We start from the raw sequence: 26123 nt of genomic DNA, 5'->3' as shown, positions 1-26123 counted from the left end.
CTCAGTTAAGGACAGGACTTTCGATTTATGATCATCAGTATGATTGCAGCAATGGCCAATAACCGTGTAATAGGTAAAGATAATCAGATGCCTTGGCACTTGCCTGCGGACTTCGCATGGTTCAAGCGCTCAACTATGGGGAAGCCTGTAGTCATGGGTCGTAAAACCTATGATTCGATAGGCCGTCCTTTACCTGGTCGATTAAACATTGTGATTAGCCGTGATGCGAACTTGGAAATTGAAGGCGTGACAACGGTTACCTCAATTGAAAAAGCTCTGGATCTAGTCAGCGATGTTGAAGAGGTGATGATCATCGGTGGTGGCTCAATCTATGAAAGCTGCCTACCTAAAGCAGATAAGCTGTACCTGACTTATATTGATTTTGACGTTGATGGTGATACTCAATTCCCAGATTGGGGAGAAGGTTGGAAGCAGAGCTTTAGCGATACGTATCAAGCAGATGAGAAAAACAAACACAATATGGAGTTTGTGATCCTCGAACGTTAACCCTGGTTATCAATAGCTAGTCTCAGAAAAGCGCTTGCGTTACTGTATCGAAGGTAGCGCAAGCTTCTCGTATCTCGTATCTCGTATCTCGTATCTCGTATCTCTTTTTTATAACGCTTTTTGCGTAAAAAACTGTTTATCTTCCCAGCGAAGTACAGTCAGATCTCCTCCCCAAACACATCCAGTATCTAGTCCTATTACATCTTTACCTTGATAGCCTTCAAGTGCAGCCCAGTGGCCAAAAACAACCGTTTTATCTAATTTGATGCGCTGTGGTAGGTCAAACCATGGCACTAATGGTTCATTAGTAATTTCACTTGGTGGTAGTTTGCATGCCATGTCGAGCCGAGCATTGGTAAAGCAGAAACGCATTCGGGTAAGGCTGTTGATCGCATAACGGTAACGTTCAATATCTTGCAAATTAACGTCCCATAGATCGGGTGTATTACTATACATATTCTCGATGAGCCACTGCCACTTGTCCGATTGTAATAGGGCGACGACTTCTTGATTCTCTATGCGAGCTCGTTCAAGGTCCCATTGTGGCGAAATACCTGCGTGAGACATTATGAACTCAGGATGCTCTTGAATTAACGGTTGCTGCCTCAACCATTCGAGTAGCGACTCACGATCTTCAGCATCTAGGATCGCTTGCGTCTTATCTTTAGGCTTTGCTGGAAACAACCCTAGAGATACCGCAAGCAGGTGTAGGTCGTGATTGCCCAATACCACCTTTGCCGAATCGCCTAAACTGCGAATAAAACGCAGTGTTTCTAGAGATTTAGGGCCTCGGGCAACTAAGTCACCAGCGACCCACAAGGTATCGTGTTGTTGATTAAAGTTGATGGTTTCGAGCAATAACTGAAGTTCGTCGAAGCACCCTTGGATGTCTCCGACAATATAATTCGACACAGTATTTTCCTGTAGCTGCAAAGGTAGTTAGTTAAGAATATTAGGAATGGCGAGTCTGAATGGGTCGACTTCGGCAATAAAATCGATGCCCTTATGATCGGTCATGACATAGTGACCTTGCATGACACCCACGGGTGTTTCGATAACAGTACCACTGGTGTAAGTGTATTCGTCATTGGACTCGATAATCGGTTGCTGACCAACCACGCCATCGCCTTCAATCGTCAGTTGCTTACCGTTAGAGTCTGTAATTAACCAACGACGTGACATTAGTTGAACCGTGCTTTTACTTAGGTTTTTGATAGTAATGATGTAGGCGAAGACGTAACGATTCTTCGTAGGCTCAGATTGCTCTTCTATGTACTTAGAGTGAACCTGGCATTTGATACAAGGCGTAGATATATCCATATTCGCACCTTTTGTTGTTGATATACTTAATGTAATTAAAGTATTACATAAAAAAGGCTCCTAACCGAAGTGTAGGAGCCTTTTTTATTTTATTTGTCAGCGTTGTGGCTGTCGTGCAACCAATTCGCCATATCGACAAACTGTTCGAGCGTTAGGTTCTCAGGGCGCATGCTTGGGTTGATGCCAAGCTCTTCTAGTACGTCCTTATCAATCAAACTCTTGTAGCAATTACGAACTGTCTTACGACGTTGGTTAAAGCCTTCACGACATACACGATCTAGCCATTTTAGGTCTTTAGCCGGGTAAGGTAGCACTTCATATGGCTGAAGACGCACAACTGCAGAATCTACCTTCGGTGGCGGAACGAAAGCCGTTGGTGGAACTTCCAGTACTGGTGTGACTTTACAGTAGTATTGAGCCATTACCGTCAGGCGACCGTATGCTTTGCTACCCGGGCCTGCAGCTAAGCGATTCACTACTTCTTTTTGTAGCATAAAGTGCATGTCTTGGATGTCTTTATGGAATTCAAAAAGGTGGAACATCAGCGGTGTCGAGATGTTGTATGGCAAGTTACCAAAGATACGAAGCTTATTGTTTGGTTTGACAAGTTGCTCGAAGTCGAACTTCATCGCATCACCTTCGTGGATCGTCAGCTTATCTGCTAGGTCCGGGTGGTTACGAAGACGTTCTGCAAGGTCTCTATCCAATTCGATAACAGTAAATTTATCGACAAGCTTACCTACCGGCTCAGTAATTGCGCCAAGGCCTGGGCCGATCTCTACTAGGTTTTGACCTGGTAGTGGGTTAATGCTCGATACGATGCCATCAATAATGTATGGATCGTTAAGGAAGTTTTGACCAAAACGTTTACGCGCTTTGTGTCCTAAGTGGACATCATTTCTCATTGCTTTTTCTCTACTAATTCAATGGCGTGCGTGAGCGCTGTTCTAAAGCTCCCTGTATCGGCTTGGCCTTTCCCGGCCAAGTCTAAGGCGGTACCGTGGTCGACTGATGTGCGAATAAACGGTAAGCCAAGCGTGATGTTCACTGAGCGACCAAACCCTTTGTATTTCAATACCGGGAGTACTTGGTCGTGATACATACCTAAAACAGCATCTGCATCTTGCAAATATTTTTCATTAAAGATGGTGTCTGCTGGCAATGGGCCAACCAAATTAATCCCATCTTTTTGACGAATTTTTTCTAGCGTAGGAGTGATGGTTTCAATTTCTTCACGCCCTAAACAACCATCTTCACCGGCATGTGGGTTCAAACCACATACGTAGATAGTTGGTTTCTCAATCGCAAACTTTTCGACCAAATCTTTATTCAGAATCGCAATGATTTGCTCTAATCTGTCTTCAGTCACTGCTTGAGATACATCAGCTAGTGGGATATGTGTTGTCACTAATGCAACACGCAGCCCTTCTGTTGCCAACATCATCACCACAAGTGGCGTGTTGGACTTCTCTGCAAAAAACTCGGTATGGCCGCTAAAAGCAACGCCAGCTCGGTTAATTACACCCTTGTGAACGGGGCCGGTGACAATAGCATCAAATTCATCATTCATACAGCCAATTGCTGCGGTTTCTAAAGTATTTAATACGTAATGACCATTGGCTTCGTTAAGTTGGCCTGCAACAGCGCTTTCAGCAAGTGGAATGTGTTTCACAACCAGCGTGCCAGAGCGTTGCGGCTGCTTAGGTGCAGCAGCGTCGTAATCCAGTAGTTCTACTTCAATACCCAGCAGTTCAGCACGTTCCGCGAGTAGGTTTTTATCTGCACAAACCACAAGTTGGTGAGGCCAGCTTTCTTGAGATAGCGCCAGAGTTAAGTCTGGTCCTATCCCTGCGGGTTCACCCGCGGTAATGACAATACGTTTAGTTGTCATCTTGGTCGTCCTCAACCATTTCCACAAAGGCACTTGCTCGTACTTCTTGCAGCCAAGCCCCAGCTTCTTCGTTGAACTTACGGTTAAATAAAATTTGGTAAGCTTTGTTTTTTAAAGCGGAATCAGTACGGTCGACTTCACGGCGGTCCAGTACTTCGACAATGTGCCAGCCATGAACGGTTTTAAATGGCGCACTGATTTTACCTTCAGGCAGGGTTTCTACTTGGTGTTTGAACTCTGGTACGTATAAGTCAGGTGTTTGGTAGCCCAGCTCACCATCCTGTACTGCCGAGCCCGGGTCTTGGCTGTATTGCTGAGCCATATCTCCAAAGCTTGCTTCGCCTGCATTTACACGACGAGTGATCTCTTCAAGCTGCTCTTTAGCACCGTCATCGCTTAAGATTACGGTTGGTTTAATCAGGATATGGCGAGCATTCACTTCAGTAACTGCTACTGTCTCTAAGCCTTTCACATCTTCAATTTTTAGAATGTGGAAGCCGACTCCGCTGCGGAAAGGACCAATGATGCTGCCTTTATTTTGCATTTTGATTTGGTCTGCAAAGATGGTTGGCATCTCTTCTTTGCGCATCCAACCCCAATCGCCACCTTGTAATGCTTTAGGGCCTTTAGAGTAAGTATAAGCCATAGTGCTGAAGTCTTTGCCTGAGTTAAGCTCTTCAACAAGTTCTTTGGCTTGAGCCTCTAGCTCTTCTTTGGTTTGGTCATCGTTAAAGCGAAGTTGAATGTGCCCAATCTTGTATTGAACTGTCGCATTCGTCTCTTGAGCAAGAATATCCGCTAGGTTGTCTACTTCTGCTGGAAGAATGTTGATACGGCGACGAACAAGCGCATTACGAGCTTCACTTGCCGCGATCTCTTTTCTTACCTGCTCGCGAAACGCGTTGTAGCTTAGGCCTTCTTCTGCAACCGATGCGGTGAGTTGCTCTACGGTTTGGTTGTTGTCTTTGGCGATGCCCTCAATCGCTTGATCAAGTCGAGCATCATCAATACGAACACCGATTCGTTCTGCTTCTTGAGTTTGGATGGTATCGATAATTAGCTTTTCAAGTACTTGTTCATCAAGCACGTCTTGAGAGGGTAATGTCTGACCGCTTTTCTTCGCGTTCGCTCGTAGAGTTTTCATCGACGTATCGATGTCGCTCTGCAAGATCACGCCCTCGTTGACGATCACTCTTACGCTATCGAGTTCAACTGGCGCAGCAAAGCTTGTTGATACAGTGCAAGCTGCTGTGATAGCGATTAATGTGCGTTTCCACAATGTCATGTGTAATCCTTTAAATTTACTGATGTGTTATCAATAAAGAAAATTAGTTATTTAAGAAGAATGGGCGACCGTAGCTCAAAGAGTTATCTGAACTGCTATCCCCAACAGCGCCAGAATCAGAGCCGATATTGGTACCAAAGCCAATAATACCGAAGTTCACACTGAAGTTGTTTTCGTATTCAGGTGTGGTATTTGGGTTGCTAATGTTGTTTGTCAAACGGTTACTATAGGTAAAGCCGATGTACCAACAGTCCGATTTATAGTTTAAACGAGCTAACCACTCTAGATCTTCTTGTGTAGTTAAGTCATAGAAATATTGAGCACTGGTGCTCCATTTCGGTGAAATTTGGTAGGCACCAAGTAAACCTGCTTGTGAAATACCGTCTCTTGTTATGGATGATACGTCAAAATCTACAGTTTCATTTATGTACTCTTCTGTTACATAGCGGTAGTTGGTTTGTATGTAACCGCCTGCGAAGCGATATTCTAATGTGCTGTTTGCAAGTTGCATCGCTGTGCTATCAATGTCGTACTGTACGCCACCATGGTAGAACAGGTAGTCATCATAGTTGAAATCCATTTCAATAGCCCAAGACGAATAATTAGTTTTTTTGTCTGAGTCGTCGTTGTCTAAAGTCTGTTTTGTATCTTTGTCGATATAAAAAATTTGACCGAAAGAGATATTGAGGCGTTCTCGGTACTCATCATCAAAGAAACGAGACGAGGCGCCGTAGCTAATTTGGTTTGCCGAAGCAATGCGGTCTACACCACTGTATTTACGACTTCTAAATAAACCGTAATAATCAGTTTGTAACAGCGTAGTGTCGTAAAGGCCAATATCACTTTGGTCTTGCTCTGGTACATACAAATACTGAACCTGTGGCTCGAGTGTTTGCGTGTAGTTGCCAACGATAGTGGTATCACGTTCAAGAACGATACCGGCATGGCTTCGAAACTCAGGGATGACTCGACTTACCGACTCTTCTAAGCCTTCATAGTCAGAACCTGCACCAGTATCAACACCATCAAGGTCTTGTTGGTAATAAGTGCCAAGTAATCTCGCTTCTGTCGTCCATGTACCCCAAGTATTGCCAACAGGTATAGTGATACCTGGTTCCACGTGGATACGGTTCGCTGATGGTTTGCCTTTTGCGTCGGTATCAAATATCGAAACATGACTGATCATGTCGAAATCTAGATATTCCATAACCTCAGGCGCGTAGTAGTTGTATTCTAGCTGCGGCATTAGGCGATAAGGGAGGTTATTACTGGTTGTTAAGACTTGAAAGTCTCGGACAAGTACAGATGCATCCCAGTTGTGAGAACGGTAGGTTGCTTTACCTTCTTGAAGTAATTGGCCATCTTCACGGTTACCGATACTACTTGAGCTAACGTCAGTAAAGTAATCAATGTCACTGACTTTGGAGTAATCAACTTCAAACAACCATGACTCTTGGAAAATCCCGGTATGCTCTAGCTGAGCGCCCCAGCGGTCACCTTTGTCTTTGAATTTTTTATCATCTGGTAGGTATTCAGACTTAATGCTACCGGAGCCGAAATCGCTCAAGTAACGGAATTTACTGTTCAGTTGCGTTCCACGCTCTTGCATGTACTTAAACGTTGTTTCCAAGTCGTAGTTTGGTGCCAAGTTCCAATACACCGGGATCTCAGCTTCAAAACCGTCACTTGAACCGTATGATACGGTTGGGTATAGGAAACCTGTCTTACGTGTGTCACCAATAGGAACAGTCAGGTATGGTAGGTAAAAGACAGGGACACTTTGAATTTCAAAGCGTGGGTTATAAAAAGTGGCTTGTTCTTCATCTTGATCGACATCGATGCTTGATGCTCTCAGGCGCCAAGCGTTATCACCGATAGGACAAGAGGTAATCGAGCCATCTTCGATCTCATAAACCGCTTTACCTGTTTTTGCGATATAAACGGCATCGCCACGGCCTGGTTCACAAAGAAATTCGTAGTCGGTGTTTTCTAGTGTCATTTCATCAGTCGTCAGATTATTAGTTGCTCTGTCTGATATTGATTTAATTTGACCATCACTAAAGTTTACGTTGCCTTCAGCTACAACGATGTTTTCTTGTTGGTGAAGGGTTACATTATCAGCAAGGATGGTCTTGTTTCCTTGCGTAACTCTTACGTCACCTGAATATATTGCCTTGTCACCATTGATAGCCTCTAAGCGATCTGACTCAACATGAGCGGGTAGTTGAGTCTCGTTTTCTGCAGCGGGCTCGATCAAGCATTGATCTATAGAGGGCATTTCCTGCACACTACTATCGGTTATTGTTTCAGCTTGAGTTGTCGACACGTATAACGCCGTACTTATAGACGCGGCTAACAAGGTGCGGGAAAAAGATTGCATGAAGTTGAACTATCCTGTGTCACTAGATGAAGGGTTGATCTAGTATCAATCCAATTAATAAAGCATTTTCCTTATGATAAAGGAAATATTAGCATTCAGCATCATCAGACAGCATTACTCAGATAAAATTCATAGATAGAGAACACATAATGCAAATATTTGGCAAAATTTTGGGCGCTTTCTTTGGCTTTCTATTTGGAGGGCCACTTGGTTTAGTTTTTGGTCTATTTTTGGGACACCAATTCGATAAAGCTCGCCGATTGAACCAATCTGGGTTCAACACCTCTGGTTTTGGGCGTGGCCCAAACCAAGCTGAAAGACAAAACGAGTTTTTCAAATCTGCATTTGCGGTTATGGGGCATGTTGCTAAAGCGAAAGGCCAAGTGACTCGCGAAGAGATTCAACTGGCTTCTACTATGATGGAGCGTATGAATCTTCATGGTGAACAGCGCAGAGCGGCACAAGATGCATTCCGCGAAGGAAAAGAGAGCGACTTTCCGCTTAGTGACGTCCTTGAGCGTGTAAAAATCTCATCGGGTGGACGTTTTGACCTCCTTCAGTTTTTTTTAGAGCTTCAAGTATCAGCAGCATTCGCTGATGGAAGCCTGCACCCAAGTGAACGTCAGGTTCTTCATAAGATTGCTCAAGGTCTTGGCTTTTCTGCAGAGCAACTTGAGCGCCGTTTACAGATGCAAGAGGCGGCATTCCGTTTTCAACAGCAGGGCGGAAGCTTCGGCGGCGGTCATCACCAAGGGCAGTCGTCTGGTTGGCAACAAGCATCACAACAAAACCAACTTGGCGATGCATTTAAGGTGCTAGGTGTAAGTGAAAGTGCGGATGGCAAGGAAGTGAAAAAGGCCTACCGTAAGCTGATGAATGAGCACCACCCAGATAAACTGATGGCGAAAGGTCTCCCGCCAGAAATGATGAACGTTGCAAAAGAGAAATCGCAAGAAATTCAAAATGCTTACGACCTAATTAAGAAGGTCAAAGGGTTTAAGTAATCGAACATAAAGCCGAGTAATGATAAGACGTTACTCGGCTTTTTTATTTAAAGGAATAAATATGACTATCAGTTATCTAGACGTTCTGGACTTTTGGTTTGATGAGTTAACACCAAAAGATTGGTTTACTGGCGGTGAACACATTGATGCTTTGATTAAAGAGCGATTCTCCGATTTACATCAAGCTGCAACTCAGGGGGAGCTGTTTGAATGGCGCCAAACGGCACAAGGGCGCTTAGCTGAGATTATTGTACTGGACCAGTTTTCAAGAAACATCGGCAGAAATAGCCCTGCTGCATTTTCAGCTGACCCCATGGCGCTAGCATTGGCGCAGGAAGCGGTAGCCGGTGGTTTTGACCATCAACTTAGCCAACAACAGAAAAGCTTTCTGTATATGCCTTACATGCACAGTGAGTCACTGTTAATTCATGAGCAGGCGGTTGAGTTGTTTTCTCAAACTGGCTTAGAAAATAATCTTGATTTTGAGTTTAAGCACAAGGTTATCATTGAGCGTTTTGGTCGCTATCCACATCGCAATGATGTGTTAGGAAGAGCATCAACACCAGAAGAGGTTGAATTCTTGCAGCAGCCTGGTTCAAGTTTCTAGCTCTAGAACAAAGTGAAATAGATGAAAAGAGGCTAGTGGGTGATATACCACTAGCCTCTTTTTTGTTTTAGCTGTGAGCGACTGGCAGTAAGCTATTTTGTTTGGTTTAGTGACCAGTCGTAGTCATAGCTGATTTTGTCGGTATTCTTTACAGGCTCAACTCGATATTGGTTTAGGTGTTGAATGAGCTGCTGTTGGCTACCAAAGTCCACTGCGAACCACTCATAAATCGATGATAGTTGGGTCTTATTACCTTTAATCAGAACACCTTTATCACTATTAACAAACTCAGAGGCCGCTTGTTCCAGTAGAGTTTCGGTGTTGTCAGACGTAAAGGCTTGAGACTGGAGGTTTGGGCACCCTAGGCTGGCACAATTTACAGCGTAGTGTGTACGTGGGTCTTGCCATATCGGTCTTAGGATTCGGTGCTCAATGTCGTTGAGTGTCAGTGACTTTCCATTTACTGATACGACATCATCTCCCCATGGGCCAAAACTAAACAGACCGCCGAGCTTAGTGATAGATTTAACTGGGTAGGCATCGAGAATCAAATCAACAGTCGCGGCATTGTATAGGTTGACCCAGTACGCGTATTGCTCTGCTTTTGAGTGCTCGAGTGGGTTTAATTGTTCTAATTGCTTGATGTATTGCTTTAACTTTGATTTATCTGTAGCGGTCACTGCTTGATAACGAACTAAAGTATTTTGCCCCTGTTCAACCAAGTAGCTATCGAGGAATTGCTGCCAGCTTCGATGAGAAACTTGTTCTGAGTTGGTCTCATTACTTTGATTCCAGTACGGCCACAGTTCAGACTTAGGTGCCGACCAAGCTAAGGTTGAAAAAAGTAGGCTGATAATAATGAGTAGTTGTTTCATGGCATTCTCCTGATAGCTAACTACTAAGACCTTATGCTTTACGGTTTTCTTTCATGGCTTTTCATCTAAATAATAGATCTGAGTTTGATAGGTACTTTAAGCTAAAGCTGAACCAAATAAAAAAGGTTGGCGCTAAGCCAACCTTTTCGAACTTTGAAACTGCTTTTCTATTGCAAGACTTCTTTATTTTAGGAAGCTTGGAATCTTCTCTTCATACGCAGAAATCTTATCAGCGTGCTGCAGCGTTAGGCCGATGTTGTCTAAACCGTTCAGTAGACAATGACGACGGAACTCATCAATTTCAAACGAGTACTCTTTACCATTTGCGCTTACTTTCATTGCTTCTAGATCAACGGTAACTTCTGCGCCTTCGTTTGCTTCTACGAACTGGAAAATCTCATCTACTTCTTGCTCAGTCAATCGAACAGGAACCATTTGGTTGTTGATTGAGTTACCGTAGAAGATATCTGCAAAGCTTGGTGCAATCATCACTTGGATGCCGTAATCAGCAAGTGCCCAAGGTGCGTGTTCACGAGATGAACCACAACCAAAGTTTTCACGAGCAAGCAGGATTGAAGCGCCTTGGTAACGCGGAGCATTCATCACGAATTCTGGGTTTGGCTGTTCGCCAGCATCGTCTAGGAAGCGCCAGTCATGGAATAAGTGCTTACCAAAACCAATGCGGTTCACTTTCTGTAGGAACTGCTTTGGAATGATCGCATCAGTATCAATGTTGGCCGTATCTAGAGGAACGACTAATCCGGTGTGTTGTTGAAAACCTGACATGTTAAATCCTCTAATTAAAGTTCACGAATATCGACGAAGTGACCTGCGATAGCGGCTGCGGCTGCCATTGCAGGGCTAACTAGGTGCGTACGACCATCACGGCCTTGGCGACCTTCAAAGTTACGGTTTGATGTAGAAGCGCAGCGCTCTTGTGGACCAAGGCGGTCGTTGTTCATTGCAAGACACATAGAACAACCTGGTAGGCGCCACTCAAAACCGGCTTCTTTGAAGATAACATCTAAGCCTTCAGCTTCAGCTTGAGCTTTTACTTGCTCAGAGCCCGGAACGATAAGCGCTTGCACATGTTTTGCTACTTGGCGACCTTTCGCTACTGCAGCGGCTGCGCGCATGTCTTCGATGCGAGAGTTAGTACAAGAGCCAACAAACACTTTATCTACGTTGTAATCTGATAGAGATTTACCCGCTTCTAAGCCCATGTATGCCAGTGCTTTTTCAGCCGATGCTTTTTCAACAGGGTCTGCGAAGCTTTCTGGTGCTGGGATAGGTGCATCAACAGAAATTACCTGACCAGGGTTAGTGCCCCAAGTCACTTGTGGTTTGATGTCTGCGGCTTCTAGAGTTACTACAGCATCAAACTTTGCGTCAGCATCGGTTTTTAGTGTGTTCCAGTATTCAACGGCAGCGTCAAACTCTTCACCTTCTGGAGAGAATTTACGACCCTTGATGTATTCGTAGGTGGTTTCATCCGGTGCAATCAAGCCTGCTTTAGCGCCCAACTCGATAGCCATGTTACATACCGTCATGCGGCCTTCCATTGTAAGGTCGGTAATCGCCTCACCACAGAATTCCACAACGTAGCCAGTACCGCCAGCCGCTGTTGTTTTACCAATGATCGCTAGCACGATGTCTTTGGCTGTAATGCCCGGAGCAACCTTGCCTTTTACTTCGATCTTCATGGTTTTAGCACGAGCCTGTTTTAGCGTTTGGGTTGCTAGAACGTGCTCAACTTCTGAAGTGCCGATACCGAATGCTAATGAACCAAATGCACCGTGTGTTGCAGTGTGCGAGTCACCACAAACGATAGTCATACCCGGCAGAGTAATACCTAGTTCAGGGCCCATTACGTGCACAATACCTTGGTATTTGTGGTTTAGGTCGTAAAGTGTTACACCAAACTCTTCACAGTTTTTTGATAGCGTTTCCATCTGGATACGCGCCATCTCGCCAGAAGCATTAATGTCTTTGGTTTGGGTTGATACGTTGTGATCCATGGTCGCGAAAGTTTTGCCGACTTGGCGAACTTTACGGCCTTTTTCACGTAAACCATCAAATGCTTGAGGTGACGTTACTTCGTGGACTAGGTGACGGTCGATATAAAGAATCGGGTTTTCGCCTTCCGCTGCTACTGCAACGTGCGCGTCGTAAACTTTTTCGTATAAGGTTTTGGCTTGCTGGTTTGTCGACATAGCTTTTCTTCCTTGGGAGCATCAGTCCCAGTGTTTGTTTCTAGCCAAGTCAGCACTTTGGATGACTTGGCTTGATATTATTCTTATGTACTTGCTTAGAGCGTTACGCTTATGAAGCTAAGATGTATTCTGCAATCTTGTCACCCATTTCAGAGGTGGTTAGCGCTTGTTTGTCGCCTGCTAGATCTGCTGTTAGCTCGCCTGCTGAAAGCGCTTTAGATACCGCTGTTTCAATATCTTGTGCTGCCGCTTCTTCGCCTAGGCTGTAACGAAGCATTAGCGCTGCAGAAAGAATTTGTGCGACTGGGTTTGCGATGTTCTTGCCTGCGATATCTGGAGCACTGCCGCCTGCAGGTTCGTATAGACCAAAGTTGCTTTCGTTCAAGCTTGCAGAAGGAAGCATACCCATAGAGCCTGTGATCATTGCGCACTCATCAGAAATGATGTCGCCGAAGATGTTTGAACATAGCATGACGTCAAACTGAGAAGGATCTTTGATTAGCTGCATGGTCGCGTTGTCGATGTACATGTGGTTTAGCGTTACATCTGGGTAATCTTTGGCGATCTCTTCGACCACTTCGCGCCACAAGATAGAGCTCTGTAGAACGTTCGCTTTATCGATTGAGTACATGTTTTTGTTACGTAGGCGTGCAGATTCAAAAGCAATCTTTGCGATACGTTCGATTTCGTAGCGGTGGTAAACCTCAGTATCAAAAGCTTTTTCAGTTGCCCCTTCGCCTTCACGACCTTTAGGTTGACCGAAGTAGATACCGCCAGTTAGTTCGCGTACTACCACGATGTCAAAACCGCGCTCAGAGATATCAGCACGAAGTGGAGAGAAAGACTCTAAACCCTTATGGATTTGCGCAGGGCGTAGGTTACAGAACAGTTGGAAGTGTTTACGTAGAGGAAGTAGGGCACCACGCTCAGGTTGGTCATTTGGTGGAAGGTGTTCCCACTTAGGACCACCAACTGAGCCGAAAAGTACTGCATCAGACTCTTCACAACCTTTCACTGTAGACTCTGGTAGTGGGCAACCGTGGTTATCAATTGCAATACCACCAACATCATACTCTTCGCGAGAGAAGCTAATAGCGTGCTTCTTTTCGATCGCGTCTAGCACCTTATGTGCTTGCTGCATTACTTCTGGGCCAATGCCATCACCAGGTAGTACGGCAATTTTGTATGATTTATCAGTCATGTTAATCCTTTAATTCTTGTTACTGAGCATGAGCTCGTTTTAAATTTTGTCCCTAAAGCCAATAACATCGGCTCTAGGGCTCTGTTATTGGGTTCTTAAACTGTCGCGATTTTTTGCTGTTTCATTTCAGCAATGGTGTCAGCGCGTTGAATGCTGTTGATAACGTGTAATAGCGCCTGACCAGAAGCTTCAACGATATCCGTTGAAACGCCTGTGCCGTGGTACTTACGACCTTTATAGTTAGCAATGATGTCAGCTTGGCCTAAACCATCTTCACCTTCACCTTTCGCGGTTAGGTCGAACTTATCTAGTACGATTTCGTAGCCAGTTAAGCGGTAGATACACTGGTATAGCGCGTCAACAGGACCGTTACCGACAGCGGCTTCGCACTTCTCTTCGTCACCACATTGCAGCTTGATGCTGGTTGTAGACATTACACTACCAGATTGTACGCTTAGGTAGTTAAGTTTGTAGAAGTCATCTTCGTCACGTAGATTCGCGAAGTGCATTAATGCTTCTAAGTCGTAATCGAAGACTTGGCCTTTACGGTCAGCAAGCTTCAAGAAGTCTTCGTACAATGAATCTAGGCTGTACTCGTTGTCTTTGTAACCCATCGCGTCCATATGGCTCTTAACAGCAGCTCGACCACTACGGCTGGTTAAGTTCAACGCCTTGTTTTTCAAGCCAATAGACTCAGGAGTCATGATCTCGTAAGTGTTTTTGTTCTTTAGCATGCCATCTTGGTGGATACCTGAAGAGTGGCTGAATGCGTTAGCACCAACGATCGCTTTGTTGTCTTGAATCGGCATGTGGCAAAGTTGGCTCACCAATTTACTGGTGCGGTGGATCTCTTGGTGATCAAGGCCAGTATGAACACCTAATAACTCTTGACGAGTTTTGATGATCATTGCGATCTCTTCTAAAGAACAGTTACCCGCGCGTTCACCAATGCCGTTAATGGTACCTTCTACTTGGCGAGCACCAGCTTGTACCGCTGCGATTGAGTTAGCAACCGACATGCCTAAGTCATCGTGACAGTGAACTGAGATGATTGCTTGGTCGATGTTTGGTACGCGGTCAAATAGCGTTTTGATAATACCGCCAAACTCGTTAGGTACCGTGTAGCCCACTGTGTCTGGAATGTTGATGGTTTTTGCACCTGCGTTGATGGCAGCTTCAACCATACGGCATAGATTATCGATAGGTGTACGACCTGCATCTTCACAAGAAAATTCAACATCGTCTGTGTAGTTACGTGCGTGTTTAACGGCTTTGACTGCCATCTCTACCACGTCATCGTAGCTGCGACGCAATTTATCTTGAACGTGAACCGTCGATGTAGAAATAAAGGTGTGAATACGGAACTGCTCAGCCACTTTTAACGCTTCTGCTGCTGCATCGATATCTTTCGCTACCGCACGAGAAAGCGCACAGATACGGCTATCTTTAATGTTCTTTGCGATAGTTTGTACTGATTCAAAATCACCCGGAGATGATACTGGGAAGCCAGCTTCGATTACGTCCACACCCAGTCTTTCAAGTGCATAAGCAATTTGTAACTTCTCTTTTACTGTCAGGCTTGCAGCTAGAGCCTGCTCGCCGTCACGTAAAGTCGTATCAAAAATTATCACTTGATCGTTCATGGGTGCTTCCTTATATCGATATTGTATCGATTGCTATCCAAATTATTATTGAGAATGATGTTCTTTTAAAAGTGCCAGTTACAAAAAAACCCGCTCAGCGCGGGTTTTAATATTTGTGTAGTTCTTGACCCACAACTTACCCGCGCGATTGGTTCACGATAAGGAGAAGTTTCAGCAGTCGAGAAGAAGAAAAAATCATTACACAAATATCCGTAAATAAACTGTTAACACCATATGTACCGTAATTTATTCTGAGCGTCAAACAAGAAAATCCAATATCAGCATACATTAGCGGCGTTTTGGTTTGGTTTGTGCTGCTAGGGTTGTATTTATTGGTTTTATCATCTGCTTGGGGTTTTTAGGTTGGGCGGTTAGTTTATCGTTTGGCTTATGTGTAGGTTAAAACTTTGTAGTAAATCTTTTTGATGGAACGATTCACCAAAAAAATCACAAGCGTGACCAAATTAATTAATCACTTGATTAAATAGTGAGTAATTAATCTTCTACTGTTACGCCTGTTTATCTCTATAATTAATCAGATGATTAATTATAGAGATGGATTTTTGCCATGACGGCACGAAAAGCGGGGCGACCTCAAAAGAACTTAGATGTTCGACAGTTATTGATTGAGCATGCTCGTGATCTGTTTGTCGTTCAGCCATACGACAAGGTCTCGACGCGCCTGATTGCTGAGCGTGCGGGTGTGAACATTGCGATGATCCGCTATTACTTTGGCAGTAAGGCCGGGTTGTTTGAAGCTATGTTGCGTGAAACGTTACGACCTATGCAATTGCAGATGCAGAGATTGGTTGAAGAGAGTAGTCACGAGAACTTTCTTGATTTAATGCGGACTTACTACAAAGAGATGGTCAAGGTTCCTAAGTTTCCTCGCTTGATTGCCCAAGTGATGAATATGCCTCCCTCTGAAGTGCAAAGAGAGTTGCTCGAAAAGGTTTTCTTCGATGTGGCTAAGCCAGCCCAAGATGTCATTTTTGAAAAGTTGGTAGCACAAGGTGTCTTAAGAAAAGATATGGATCCCAAACTCTGTCGCGTGTCGTATATAAGCTTGATGGTGTTTCCTTTCATCGCTCCGCCGCCTTTATTGGCAATCCATGGTATTGAAATTAATGAAGAATTTCTTAATCGTTTAATCGAACACAACATTCAACTGATGACTGAAGGCTTTATCAACGCACCTAGCCCTTCTTCCGTTCAGGACCAAAGATAATGAAAATAAATAAAAAACTACTCTTCTTTCCAGCACTTGCGGTTGGGGTTATTGGCCTTGTCGCAGCGATTAACTTGAAGCCGGATCTTCCAACCAAACCTGCCGGTGATAGAGCTCGCTTAGTTGACACTGTGAGCCTAGAACAGCAGTTGATCGCACCGTTAGCGGTTGGCTTTGGCAAAGTAGTGCCAAAAGTCGAATGGAAAGCGATTGCCGAGGTAACAGGGCAAATCGTGTATCGACACCCGGCTCTTGAGAAAGGGCAGGTGATCCCTGCGGGAACAGTCGTGCTCAAGGTTGATCCATTGGATTATGAATTGAAGCTAATACAGGCAGAGGCGGATCTAAAATCAAGTCAAACCTCATTAGCGAAATTGAATCAAGAAGAAGACAACCTGAATCAGACTCTTAAGATCGAAAAGAATCGTTTGGTGATCAGCAATAAAGAGCTACAGCGTAAACAAGATCTGCGTAAGAAAGGTCTCACTTCTCAGTCTGATGTCGACCTACAACAACAAAGTACATTGTCTCAGCAGAAATTGGTTTTGGATATCGCGAACCAAATCGCTTTAATGCCAGACGAAAAGCGTGTAGCGGAAGCAGTCATTAAGGTCAACGTATCTAAAGTGAAAGAGGCGCAACGCTCTCTCGATAAGACCACCATCACTTTGCCAAGAGCGATGCGAATTGCTCAGGTTTATATCGAACAGAACCAAGTGGTTAACATTCAGCAGGAGATGTTTATTGCTCACGGGATTAATGTCATGGAAGTGGAGGCGCAACTTTCTATTCACGATATGCAAACTTTAGCCTCCAGCTTTAACCAGTTCCCTCGTGATGCTGCAGGAATCCCTAACCCTTATGAAGCGCCAATCAAAGCAAGCATTCAACTTAACAGCGGCAACCTGAACCTTAGTTGGCCAGCGAAGGTGGCAAGAATCAGCGAAACAGTTGATGAAAACCAAGCGACAGCGGGGATTATTCTCGAGATCGCTCAAGACTACTCACAATTGCAACCAGACAGCGCAACGCCTTTGGTTAACGGTATGTTTGTCAAAGCCGAGATTGAGGGTATCGCCAATCTAAGTTGGGTGGTTCCAGAGCGAGCACTGCATGGTGATAAGGTTTACCTGATGGATGACAATCAGCGTTTGCAAGTGGTCGATGTTGAAGTGCTTTACCGTAGAGACAATCAAGTGGTTGTGAGTGGCGAGCTACAAACTGGAGATAAACTGGTTCTCAATGATGTCCTGCCAGCAATTGAAGGCATGTTACTGAAAGAATCGAACTCTGAAGAGGCTGAGCTTGAATCAGATACTCAGGAGAGTGCGTCATGATCAAGTTTTTCTCTCGGCACCCAACAGCAGCAAACTTGCTGATGCTTGGGCTGTTGATCTTGGGTATAAGCTCACTATCAACCATCAAACGTGAAACCTTTCCCGCTTATGACCCGCCTTACATTATGGCTGCGATTGTTTATCCGGGGGCTTCACCACAGGAGGTCGAAGAGAGCCTGTGTGTGCGAATGGAGGATGCGGTCGATGGTTTAGCTAACATTGAAGAAACCCAATGTGAGGCGATAGAAGGCAGCGCGCGTCTAATTCTCAAGCTCAATGAGAAAGCGGATATCGGTCGAATGCTGGTGGATGTACAAACTCAGATCAACTCGATCAACGATTTTCCTACAGAGATTGAATCACCTGTCGTACAAGAGCTAGATTGGAATGAGCCAGTCGTTGATATTGCGATTACGGCGGACACCTCATGGCCTGAGCTGAAGGCATACGCTGAAGAGCTGAAACGCACAATGAAGCTCGATTACGATGTTTCACTGGTTGATGTCAGCGGATTCTCTGATCACCAATATCGTGTTGAACTTGATACCCAAGCGATTCGACAACTCGGTTTGAGTGTCGGTGATATTGCCGATCAAATTGGTCGCCAGAATGTGAAACTGCCGAGTGGTAACGTTGAAACGCCAGACAAAAACTTCCTGATTCGCTTCGATGAAAGGCGTATCACACCCGTAGAACTGGAAAGTATTGTAGTGGGTTCGGCGCCAAATGGCTCTGTGATCCGTTTACGAGATATTGCTAAGATCACCGACCGCTTTGAGCTGGATGAACAGAAGGTGTTGTTTGATGGTAAACCTTCTGCGCTGCTCAAGATCAGCAAGAACAAAGAAGATGACGCACTGAGAATCAAAGAGCGTGTCACTCAGTTTGTCGAGGACCAGCGTGCAATTGCACCTGATGGCGTGACTCTGCAAATGACCAATGATCTCTCTTCTGTATTGTGGGATCGTCTGACCATGATGGTGCGTAATGGCTGGCAAGGTATTGTGCTGGTATTCGCAACCATGTGGCTATTCTTCAGCTTACGTTATTCCTTTTGGGTTGCAGCAGGCCTACCGGTAGCCTTTCTTGGCGGATTGTTCTTAATGGCCAATTTAGGGCTGTCGATCAACATAATGTCACTGGTCGGTTTGTTGATGGCGATCGGTATTATGATGGATGACGCCATTGTGATCGCTGAATCGATAGCCTCCCACCTCGATCGGGGACAAAATGTCGATGACGCGGTGTACAACGGTGTTAAGAAAGTGCTTCCCGGCGTGTTGTCTTCCTTCTTAACCACAGTGTGTATCTTCGGTAGCTTGTTATTTCTCGATGGGGAAATGGGCGCGGTACTCAAGGCCGTTCCTCAGGTGCTGATTTTGGTGCTGTCGTTGAGCTTGATCGAAGCTTTCTTAATTCTGCCGAATCACTTGTCGCATTCGTTACACAAAGAGAAAAACGATAAGCCAGCGCTGCGCTTCAAAACTGTGTTGCTAGAGAAGTTTGAGAACTTTCGTAATACCACCTTGATGAATATGGTCGAGAAAGTGGTGACCTTCCGCTATGCCTTTCTGGGCGGAGTGTTGACCTTGCTGCTCCTATCGATCTCCTTGATTGCTGGTGGTGTTGTCAAATTCCAGCCATTCCCAGAGCTTGATGGTGATATTGCAGAGGCTCGTATCATTCTTCCTCCGGGGGCATCACTGTCTCAAACTGAGAGAGTGGTCGATAAGATTGTGGCTTCTGCTGAGCGTTTGAATGAGCAGTGGAGCGAAGAAGTGGAAGAGGGCAACACGCTAGTCGAACATATCACCAGCCAGTTTAACGCCAATGCCGATGCCAACGAATCTGGCCCGCACTTGGCTACCGTGCGCTTAGACCTTCGTGGTGCTGAGAGCCGCAATACGGTGATTGATGATTTCATCGATGCGTGGCGAGAGGATATTGGTGAACTCGCAGACCCAATCTCATTGGTTTTCAAGCAACCAACTATGGGGCCGGGTGGACGAGCGATTGAGATCCGTGCCAAGCATGATGACCTGAGTGCATTGAAATCGGCCTCTTTGGATATTCAGGAATACCTCAATCAGTTTGATGGCGTACACGGTGTGCTTGATGACATGCGCATGGGTAAAGAAGAGATCTTGGTTAAGCTGCGCCCAGGTGCTGAAACCTACAATGTGAACGGGCAGATGATTGCCTCTCAACTGCGCGCGGCTTTCTTTGGGCAAACGGCGGATGAGATTCAAATCGGCGTTGAGAATATCTCGATTGAGGTGCGTCTTGATAAAGAGCAAGCGGGCGACATACAGCAGCTGGCTAACTTCCCAATCATTACCGCAGATGGCAGTCAGATCCCGCTAGCAACGTTGGCGACATTAGATTTCCAACGTAACTACGTGCGAATTCAGCGTATTGATGGGCTGAGAACCATCAGTATCTTTGGTGATATTGATAATAAGAAAGCGAGTTCATCCGCGATTTTGGCTCAGTTCCAAAAATATGAAGCGCCTAAACTCATTCAGAAGTACCCAGGCTTACGTTTTGATTTCGAAGGGGAAGCGAAGGATGCAGCCAAGACGGGCGCCTCGATGGGCAAAGGCTTCTTGCTCGGTCTGTTTGGTGTGTTTGCGATTCTGAGTTATCAATTCAGAAGCTATTTAGAGCCTGTAGTTGTGATGCTCGCGATTCCATTAGCCTTTATCGGAGTTGTAGTTGGTCACTGGGTGCTTGGTCATTCCTTAAGTATGCCAAGTATGATGGGCTTTGTGTCGCTTGCAGGGATTGTAGTTAACGACTCTATCTTACTCGTTCAATACATTCGTCATCACGTTGATGAAGGAGATAGCGTGCATGACTCGGTGGTGAAAGCGAGTCGTGAGCGTTTCCGTGCCGTGTTCTTAACCTCGATGACGACGGCAGCTGGTTTATTGCCTTTGCTCACCGAAACCAGTTTACAGGCTCAGGTTATTCAGCCTTTGGTTATCTCGATCGTATTTGGCATCTTTGCTTCAACCCTGCTGGTGCTGTTTATGATCCCTGCGGCTTACGCAATCTTGGCTGACTTCGGTTTAGTGAAAAAGCACGAGTCCCTTTCGCTGTAGAGTTTTAAGTCAGAAATTAGAAATGAATAATAAAGCGGCCTAGGGTCGCTTTATTTTTATATGAGGTGAATAAGCCTCTGATACGGTTGAATCATCGGCTTCTCAACCGTAGAAAATTTCATTTTAGTTCATTCAAAACGTCACTTAACTGTCATTTGTTGGGCATAACTTGACCCTTAACTGAATAAGGATTGTTAAGGAGAACGTATGCGTACTATCGAACCTATTGTCCGCTGGGATGTGGCATTTTCTGTTTTCTGTTTAAAGAACCGTTTTAGTGGCCAACACGCTACGGTTAGCAAGGCGGTCTCTCATACGGGGGATGGTCACCTCTATATATTGATTGCTTTGATTGCATTGCTCACCGATAGCAAAACAGGCAGCGATTTTCTGTTGGTGGGCTTAACTGCCTTCGCGATTGAGCTGCCAATCTATTGGCTTGCTAAAAATACTCTAAAGCGCCGCAGACCAGCTGAATTTTCCTCTTTGCTTCACTCTCATATTGTCCCATCAGATAAGTACAGCCTGCCATCTGGGCATGCCGCCGCTGCTTTTGTTATGGCGACATTAATCGGGCATTTCTATCCGAGCTTATATCTCTTTAGTTTGATTTGGGCTGCAGCGATTGCTGGATCTCGAATATTACTCGGCGTGCACTTTTTAACGGACGTACTCATTGGTGCTGCTTTGGGCATAGCTTGTACCAGCCTTGCTATTAGCTTCATTCTTTAATTATCGAATGACCACATAACCAAGCGCTAAACCTGCGAATCGAAAGGAAGTCTCATGAAAATTTTATACGGCGTACAAGGCACTGGAAATGGTCATATTGCACGTGCAAGGGCAATGGCTGTCGCGTTTCGTCAACAAAACATCGATGTTGATTTTCTCTTTTCAGGCCGAGAAGCAAGCAAGTACTTTTCGATGGAAGAGTTTGGCAACTACCAAGTTCGTAACGGCTTAACCTTTTATAGTGAACAAGGGCAGGTCAAATATGGAAAGACATTCATTAAGAATAATATCTGGCGCTTTCTTAATGAGGTTAAACAGATGGACCTTACACCCTATGACTTGGTGCTCAATGACTTTGAACCTGTAACAGCTTGGGCAGCCAAAAGGCAGGGAGTCCCTTGTATCGGAATCAGTCACCAGAATGCGTTTCGCTATGATGTTCCTAAAGAAGGGGGGAACTGGATTGAGCACTCTGTGATTCAACATTTTGCGCCGACAGAGCACTCGATTGGTTTGCATTGGTATCATTTCGAGCAACCAATATTGCCTCCTATCGTTCACACCTTAGCTCACCACGAGCAGACTAAAGCGCCCCAGGACTTCACATTAGTCTATTTGCCGTTTGAAGACCTTGAAGCGATTTCAGAGCTATTAATGAAGTTTGTTTCACACAATTTTGTCTGTTATCACCCGAATGTGATTGAGCGTAGCCAAGTCGAAAATATTACCTTCAAACCACTCAGCCATGCTGGTTTTCAATTCGACCTAAATCAGTGCTCTGGTGTGGTAGCGAATGGTGGGTTTGAACTGCCATCGGAAGCTCTAACTTTGGGTAAGAAACTACTGCTTAAACCACTTGATGGGCAGTTTGAGCAGCAGAGTAATGTGGCAACACTTGAGGCGCTTGGATTAGCCCAAACGATGAGCTTCCTTGACCCAGCAATCTTGCGTGGTTGGCTCAACGAAAAACAGGCTGAGGTTGTCTCTTATCCAGACGTCGCTAGTGCACTTGTTGAGTGGGTTTTAGCCGGAAATTGGTCCAACCAAGATGACCTAAGAAAACAACTTTGGGACAAGGTGGATTTTCCAAGCTATGCATCACTCACCTAATCCATAAGTGGTGTTTTTGAATCGAGCGGTCAATTAATTCATCGATTCAATAATTTGTAACAAATGTAACCAAACGATAGAACAGCTAAATAAGTCGAAATGAAACTCATAATTAGCGCATTTTATGTTTTTTTATAACTATGTAAGTTTATGATTTTTAAGTTTTAATTAATCATTAAGGTAAAATAAAATTATTCTTTATCAATCTTGTTGGTAGCTAGGGATGTATTGGTTAATAGTAGTGGTAATCCGAAACACATCGGTCTGATAAATATAAGAACTAGTGGTTATCTATTCCCATACCATTACAAATTTAACGCTGTCGTACCGACAAGAGGCAACTTGAATGTTAGATAAAAAAGACGCAATGAGTGCTATTGCTAGCTACAGAATGGAAAGCACACTTCGTGGAGTAGACTTAAACCTTTTGACTGTATTTGATGCAGTAATGCAAGAGCAAAACATTACACGTGCAGCTCACAATTTAGGTATGTCTCAGCCGGCAGTAAGTAACGCTGTGGCTCGCTTGAAAGTGATGTTTAACGATGAACTATTTATGCGCCAGGGTCGTGGTATTCAACCGACTCAACGTGCACGTCAGTTGTTCGGTCCTATCCGCCAAGCGTTACAATTAGTACGCAACGAATTACCAAGCTCTGTATTCTCTCCAGAGTCGTCTTCTCGCCTGTTCAAGCTTGCGATTTGCAGCCCTTGTGACATGCGTTTTGCACCTAAGATTATGTCGACTATCAACGAGCAAGCACCTAGCGTTAAACTGCACATGGATGCTGAATTTGATCGTCAACTTTCTGAGCGTATGCGCTACCAAGAAATCGACTTCGTGATCGATTACGCTCGCTTTGATGAGCAAGGTTTCTCAAGTACTGAGATCTTCCAAGACGAATTGGTTGTGGTTGCTTCGTCTTCTCACCCACGCATTAACGGTGAAGTGACAGCTGAAGAGCTATTGAACGAGAAGCACGCTAAACTGTCTCGCATTCACGGCCAACGCAGCTTCTCTGAGCAAGCATACCGTGACCTAGATTGCATGCCTTTCTACGAAGGTACGAGCCTAAGCAACGTACTTTACGTTGTTGGTCAATCAGAGTTAGTGACGATTGCACCTCGCTGGATGGTAGAGCACGCAGCAAACAAAGAGAACCTACAGATTCTAGATTTCCCATTCGATAATGCGGCAATCTCTGGCTACCTAAGCTGGCACGAATCAAGTGAAAAAGATAAGGGACACATTTGGTTACGAGATCAGCTGATGATGATCTGTGGCGAAGTAGTAGCGCTTAACTAAGCACTAAACTCTATGATTTATAAGCCCTAAGCTGGGAGTCTGGCTTGGGGCTTTTTTGTACCTGCTATTTTTGTTGATAGAAAACTTAGCGTGATACGTACTATTACTTATAACTTTGAGCTTCATCAGTTGCCTTTTCCATGATCAGAGGTACACTTGTGCGCTCAAAAAAGCTTACAGGTGTAAGCCAAAGGTAAAGAGATGGCCAATTTAGATTTTCATATCGTAAAAAGACTTCGTGACCAAATTGCCCAAGGCGGCAACCGTACAGCTTTGAAGCACAAAGTAGATAATGTATGGCAAGGTATTAGCTGGCAGCAGTTTGGACAACAAATCGATACGCTTTCATTAGCACTATTGGCTCAGGGACTGAGAGTTCAAGATAAGATCGGTATCTATTCAAACAATATGCCTCAATGGACCGTGGCAGATTTTGCATCTTTACAAGCTCGTCTTGTGACTGTGCCGATTTATCCAACCAACACAGCAGCGCAGTCGTCTTACATCATCCAAAATGCGGATGTGAAGATCTTATTCGTTGGTGAGCAAGTCCAATTTGACGCGGCCGTGAGCCTATTTGAAGAGTGCGAACAGCTAGAAGTGGTTGTCGCGATGTCTGATGATATCGATCTTCAAGGCCATAGCTTTGCGGTATCTTGGACTGATTTCATGGCGCGCGGTGTTGAGGCTCAGCAAGCTGAACTTGATACTCGTCTTGCAGATGCAAGCATGGATGACTTGCTGACCCTTATCTATACCTCTGGTACTACAGGTCAACCTAAGGGCGTAATGCTTGATTACACCAATGTTGGCTATCAGCTAGAAGGGCACGATGAGCGCTTGAGCTTAACGAAAGACGATGTCTCGTTGTGTTTCCTACCTCTATCTCACGTATTTGAGCGTGCGTGGACTTTCTACGTGCTCTACAAAGGCGCAACCAACTGTTACCTGCAAGATACTATGCAGGTGCGTGACGCGCTGAGCGACGTGAAGCCGACCGTGATGTGTGCGGTTCCACGTTTCTACGAGAAAATCTTCTCAGCGATTCACGAGAAGGTTTCGAAAGCGCCGTTTATCCGTAAAGTGCTATTTACTTGGGCAGTAAATATGGGCGCGAAGCTGTCGGTTTGTCACCAAGAAGGTCGCACACCATCACTGATGCTGAAGAAGAGTCATGCGTTAGCCGATAAGCTTGTGTTATCTAAGCTGCGAGCACTGTTAGGCGGTAACATCAACTTTATGCCATGTGGTGGCGCGAAGCTGGATGAAACCATTGGTCGTTTCTTCCATGCTATCGGCATTAACGTGAAACTTGGCTACGGTATGACAGAAACCACCGCAACGGTTTCGTGCTGGGATGACCGCTGTTTTAATCCTGACTCGATTGGTATGGCGATGCCGGGCGCTGAAGTAAAAATTGGTGCGCAGAATGAGATTCTTGTTCGCGGCCCAATGGTAATGCGTGGTTACTACAAAATGCCAGAAGAGACAGCGAAAACGTTCGACGAGCATGGTTTCTTGAAAACCGGAGATGCGGGTCATTTTGATGAAAGTGGTAACCTGTTTATTACCGACCGTATCAAAGAGCTGATGAAAACCTCAGGTGGCAAGTACATTGCACCGCAAGTAGTAGAGGGCGCGATCGGTAAAGACCACTTCATTGAACAGATTGCCGTTATTGCTGATACGCGTAAATTCGTTTCTGCACTGATTGTTCCGTGTTACGACTCGTTAGAAGAGTACGCAAAAGAGTTGAATATCAAGTACCACGATCGCGTAGAACTGATTAAGCACCATCAAATCGTCGAGATGCTTGAGAAGCGTGTGAATGACTTGCAGCAAGAGCTTGCTAAGTTTGAGCAAGTGAAGAAATTCAAGTTGTTGCCAAAAGCGTTTTCAATGGATGATGGTGAATTAACGCCAACTCAGAAACTGCGTCGTAAAGTTATCAACGACAAGTATCAAGACGAAATCGAAGAAATGTACACTGAAAAGTCGAAAGATAAGTAGTTTTCTACTGAGATAAATTTTCAGTTGTTTAAAAATCCCCCTACGAATGTGATTGCATTTTTAGGGGGATTTTTTATGGCTCAAGACTTGGCAGAATGTGCGAATGCGCACACAGAAAAGCGCTTCATTTATCGATAATTAGTCATTTATATAAATATTAAGTGCTTTTTTTTAGTTCAAATGTGGTTTTTATGACTGGTTACTTGGTTTGGGCTAGTGTTTATTTGATGTTTTAAGCTTATGGTTGGTTTTTTTACATGATCGCCGGGTCACGGGTGTTAGACCAGATGATAATAAAGCGTTAAAGTTGTTTCGTATTACTGTTTGTTGTTATCACGACAGACAGCCATAGCCGAAAAAGTGGAAGTAT

Annotated in this window: 21 protein-coding genes; 10 read left to right on the top strand and 11 right to left on the bottom strand. The window is 44.7% G+C overall.

Features of this window, described 5'->3' with window-relative positions; genetic code table 11:
- Window positions 1–27 precede the first annotated feature (27 nt).
- Window positions 28–507 (top strand): type 3 dihydrofolate reductase, encoded by a 480-nt coding sequence (gene folA, locus F0251_RS09755; RefSeq protein WP_105024294.1) that lies wholly within the window; start codon window positions 28–30, stop codon window positions 505–507.
- Window positions 508–615: 108 nt separating this feature from the next.
- Here folA and apaH read toward each other — a convergent pair whose 3' ends face one another.
- From apaH to lptD, 6 genes are all read right to left on the bottom strand, one after another.
- Entirely contained in the window at window positions 616–1419 is an 804-nt protein-coding gene (gene apaH, locus F0251_RS09750) for a bis(5'-nucleosyl)-tetraphosphatase (symmetrical) ApaH (protein ID WP_171730884.1), read from the bottom strand.
- 27 nt (window positions 1420–1446) lie between these two features.
- Window positions 1447–1827 carry a Co2+/Mg2+ efflux protein ApaG gene (gene apaG / locus F0251_RS09745; RefSeq protein WP_004740817.1) on the bottom strand — a complete coding sequence of 127 codons (381 nt, stop codon included), beginning with the start codon at window positions 1825–1827 and terminating at the stop codon, window positions 1447–1449.
- Window positions 1828–1916: 89 nt separating this feature from the next.
- Window positions 1917–2732: a 16S rRNA (adenine(1518)-N(6)/adenine(1519)-N(6))-dimethyltransferase RsmA gene (gene rsmA / locus F0251_RS09740; protein ID WP_061033536.1), complete on the bottom strand. Its 816-nt coding sequence runs from the start codon at window positions 2730–2732 to the stop codon at window positions 1917–1919.
- The gene (gene pdxA / locus F0251_RS09735; protein ID WP_171730883.1) at window positions 2729–3718 is read right to left on the bottom strand and encodes a 4-hydroxythreonine-4-phosphate dehydrogenase PdxA; all 990 of its coding nucleotides are present in this window, start codon (window positions 3716–3718) and stop codon (window positions 2729–2731) included. Before pdxA ends, rsmA begins: the two co-directional genes overlap by 4 nt.
- Window positions 3708–5003 (bottom strand): peptidylprolyl isomerase SurA, encoded by a 1296-nt coding sequence (surA, locus tag F0251_RS09730; protein WP_171730882.1) that lies wholly within the window; start codon window positions 5001–5003, stop codon window positions 3708–3710. Before surA ends, pdxA begins: the two co-directional genes overlap by 11 nt.
- Window positions 5004–5046: 43 nt before the next feature.
- Window positions 5047–7383, bottom strand: coding sequence for an LPS assembly protein LptD (gene lptD / locus F0251_RS09725; protein ID WP_081090363.1), 2337 nt, complete (start codon window positions 7381–7383; stop codon window positions 5047–5049).
- A gap of 149 nt (window positions 7384–7532) precedes the next feature.
- Here lptD and djlA point away from each other — a divergent pair, with 149 nt between their 5' ends.
- A complete protein-coding gene (djlA, locus tag F0251_RS09720) occupies window positions 7533–8387 on the top strand; it encodes a co-chaperone DjlA (protein WP_061033540.1) in 855 nt (284 codons plus the stop codon).
- A 61-nt stretch (window positions 8388–8448) separates the two neighbouring features.
- Window positions 8449–8994 (top strand): DUF924 family protein, encoded by a 546-nt coding sequence (locus tag F0251_RS09715; RefSeq protein WP_061033541.1) that lies wholly within the window; start codon window positions 8449–8451, stop codon window positions 8992–8994.
- 92 nt (window positions 8995–9086) lie between these two features.
- Here F0251_RS09715 and F0251_RS09710 read toward each other — a convergent pair whose 3' ends face one another.
- From F0251_RS09710 to leuA, 5 genes are all read right to left on the bottom strand, one after another.
- The gene (locus F0251_RS09710; RefSeq protein WP_105059021.1) at window positions 9087–9869 is read right to left on the bottom strand and encodes a DUF547 domain-containing protein; all 783 of its coding nucleotides are present in this window, start codon (window positions 9867–9869) and stop codon (window positions 9087–9089) included.
- Between the two features lie 183 nt (window positions 9870–10052).
- Window positions 10053–10655: a 3-isopropylmalate dehydratase small subunit gene (leuD, locus tag F0251_RS09705; RefSeq protein WP_105059020.1), complete on the bottom strand. Its 603-nt coding sequence runs from the start codon at window positions 10653–10655 to the stop codon at window positions 10053–10055.
- A gap of 14 nt (window positions 10656–10669) precedes the next feature.
- Entirely contained in the window at window positions 10670–12082 is a 1413-nt protein-coding gene (leuC, locus tag F0251_RS09700) for a 3-isopropylmalate dehydratase large subunit (RefSeq protein WP_171730881.1), read from the bottom strand.
- Window positions 12083–12191: 109 nt separating this feature from the next.
- Entirely contained in the window at window positions 12192–13283 is a 1092-nt protein-coding gene (leuB, locus tag F0251_RS09695) for a 3-isopropylmalate dehydrogenase (RefSeq protein WP_171730880.1), read from the bottom strand.
- Window positions 13284–13378: 95 nt separating this feature from the next.
- Window positions 13379–14926, bottom strand: coding sequence for a 2-isopropylmalate synthase (leuA, locus tag F0251_RS09690; protein WP_008219998.1), 1548 nt, complete (start codon window positions 14924–14926; stop codon window positions 13379–13381).
- Between the two features lie 568 nt (window positions 14927–15494).
- On the opposite strand from leuA, the gene F0251_RS09685 reads away from it, so the two are divergent.
- The 7 genes from F0251_RS09685 (at window position 15495) to F0251_RS09655 (ending at window position 25753) form a co-directional block, all read left to right on the top strand.
- Window positions 15495–16154, top strand: a complete 660-nt coding sequence (locus F0251_RS09685; RefSeq protein ID WP_171730879.1) for a TetR/AcrR family transcriptional regulator — start codon at window positions 15495–15497, stop codon at window positions 16152–16154.
- Complete coding sequence (locus F0251_RS09680) at window positions 16154–17491, top strand: efflux RND transporter periplasmic adaptor subunit (RefSeq protein ID WP_171730878.1); 1338 nt, start codon at window positions 16154–16156, stop codon at window positions 17489–17491. The genes F0251_RS09685 and F0251_RS09680 overlap by 1 nt, the downstream gene beginning before the upstream one ends.
- Complete coding sequence (locus tag F0251_RS09675; protein ID WP_171730877.1) at window positions 17488–20595, top strand: efflux RND transporter permease subunit; 3108 nt, start codon at window positions 17488–17490, stop codon at window positions 20593–20595. The genes F0251_RS09680 and F0251_RS09675 overlap by 4 nt, the downstream gene beginning before the upstream one ends.
- Window positions 20596–20802: 207 nt before the next feature.
- On the top strand, window positions 20803–21327 hold the full coding sequence (locus F0251_RS09670; RefSeq protein ID WP_171730876.1) for a phosphatase PAP2 family protein: 525 nt from the start codon (window positions 20803–20805) through the stop codon (window positions 21325–21327).
- Between the two features lie 54 nt (window positions 21328–21381).
- Window positions 21382–22437 carry an MJ1255/VC2487 family glycosyltransferase gene (locus F0251_RS09665; RefSeq protein ID WP_116869956.1) on the top strand — a complete coding sequence of 352 codons (1056 nt, stop codon included), beginning with the start codon at window positions 21382–21384 and terminating at the stop codon, window positions 22435–22437.
- Between the two features lie 346 nt (window positions 22438–22783).
- Entirely contained in the window at window positions 22784–23743 is a 960-nt protein-coding gene (leuO, locus tag F0251_RS09660) for a transcriptional regulator LeuO (protein WP_061033548.1), read from the top strand.
- A 201-nt stretch (window positions 23744–23944) separates the two neighbouring features.
- Complete coding sequence (locus tag F0251_RS09655) at window positions 23945–25753, top strand: long-chain fatty acid--CoA ligase (protein ID WP_171730875.1); 1809 nt, start codon at window positions 23945–23947, stop codon at window positions 25751–25753.
- Window positions 25754–26123 lie beyond the last annotated feature (370 nt).

Source organism: Vibrio sp. 070316B (assembly GCF_013114115.1).
Lineage (GTDB): Bacteria > Pseudomonadota > Gammaproteobacteria > Enterobacterales > Vibrionaceae > Vibrio > Vibrio chagasii_B.
Note: the sequence above shows the minus strand (reverse complement) of the source record. Positions and strands in the feature narration are given on the sequence as shown.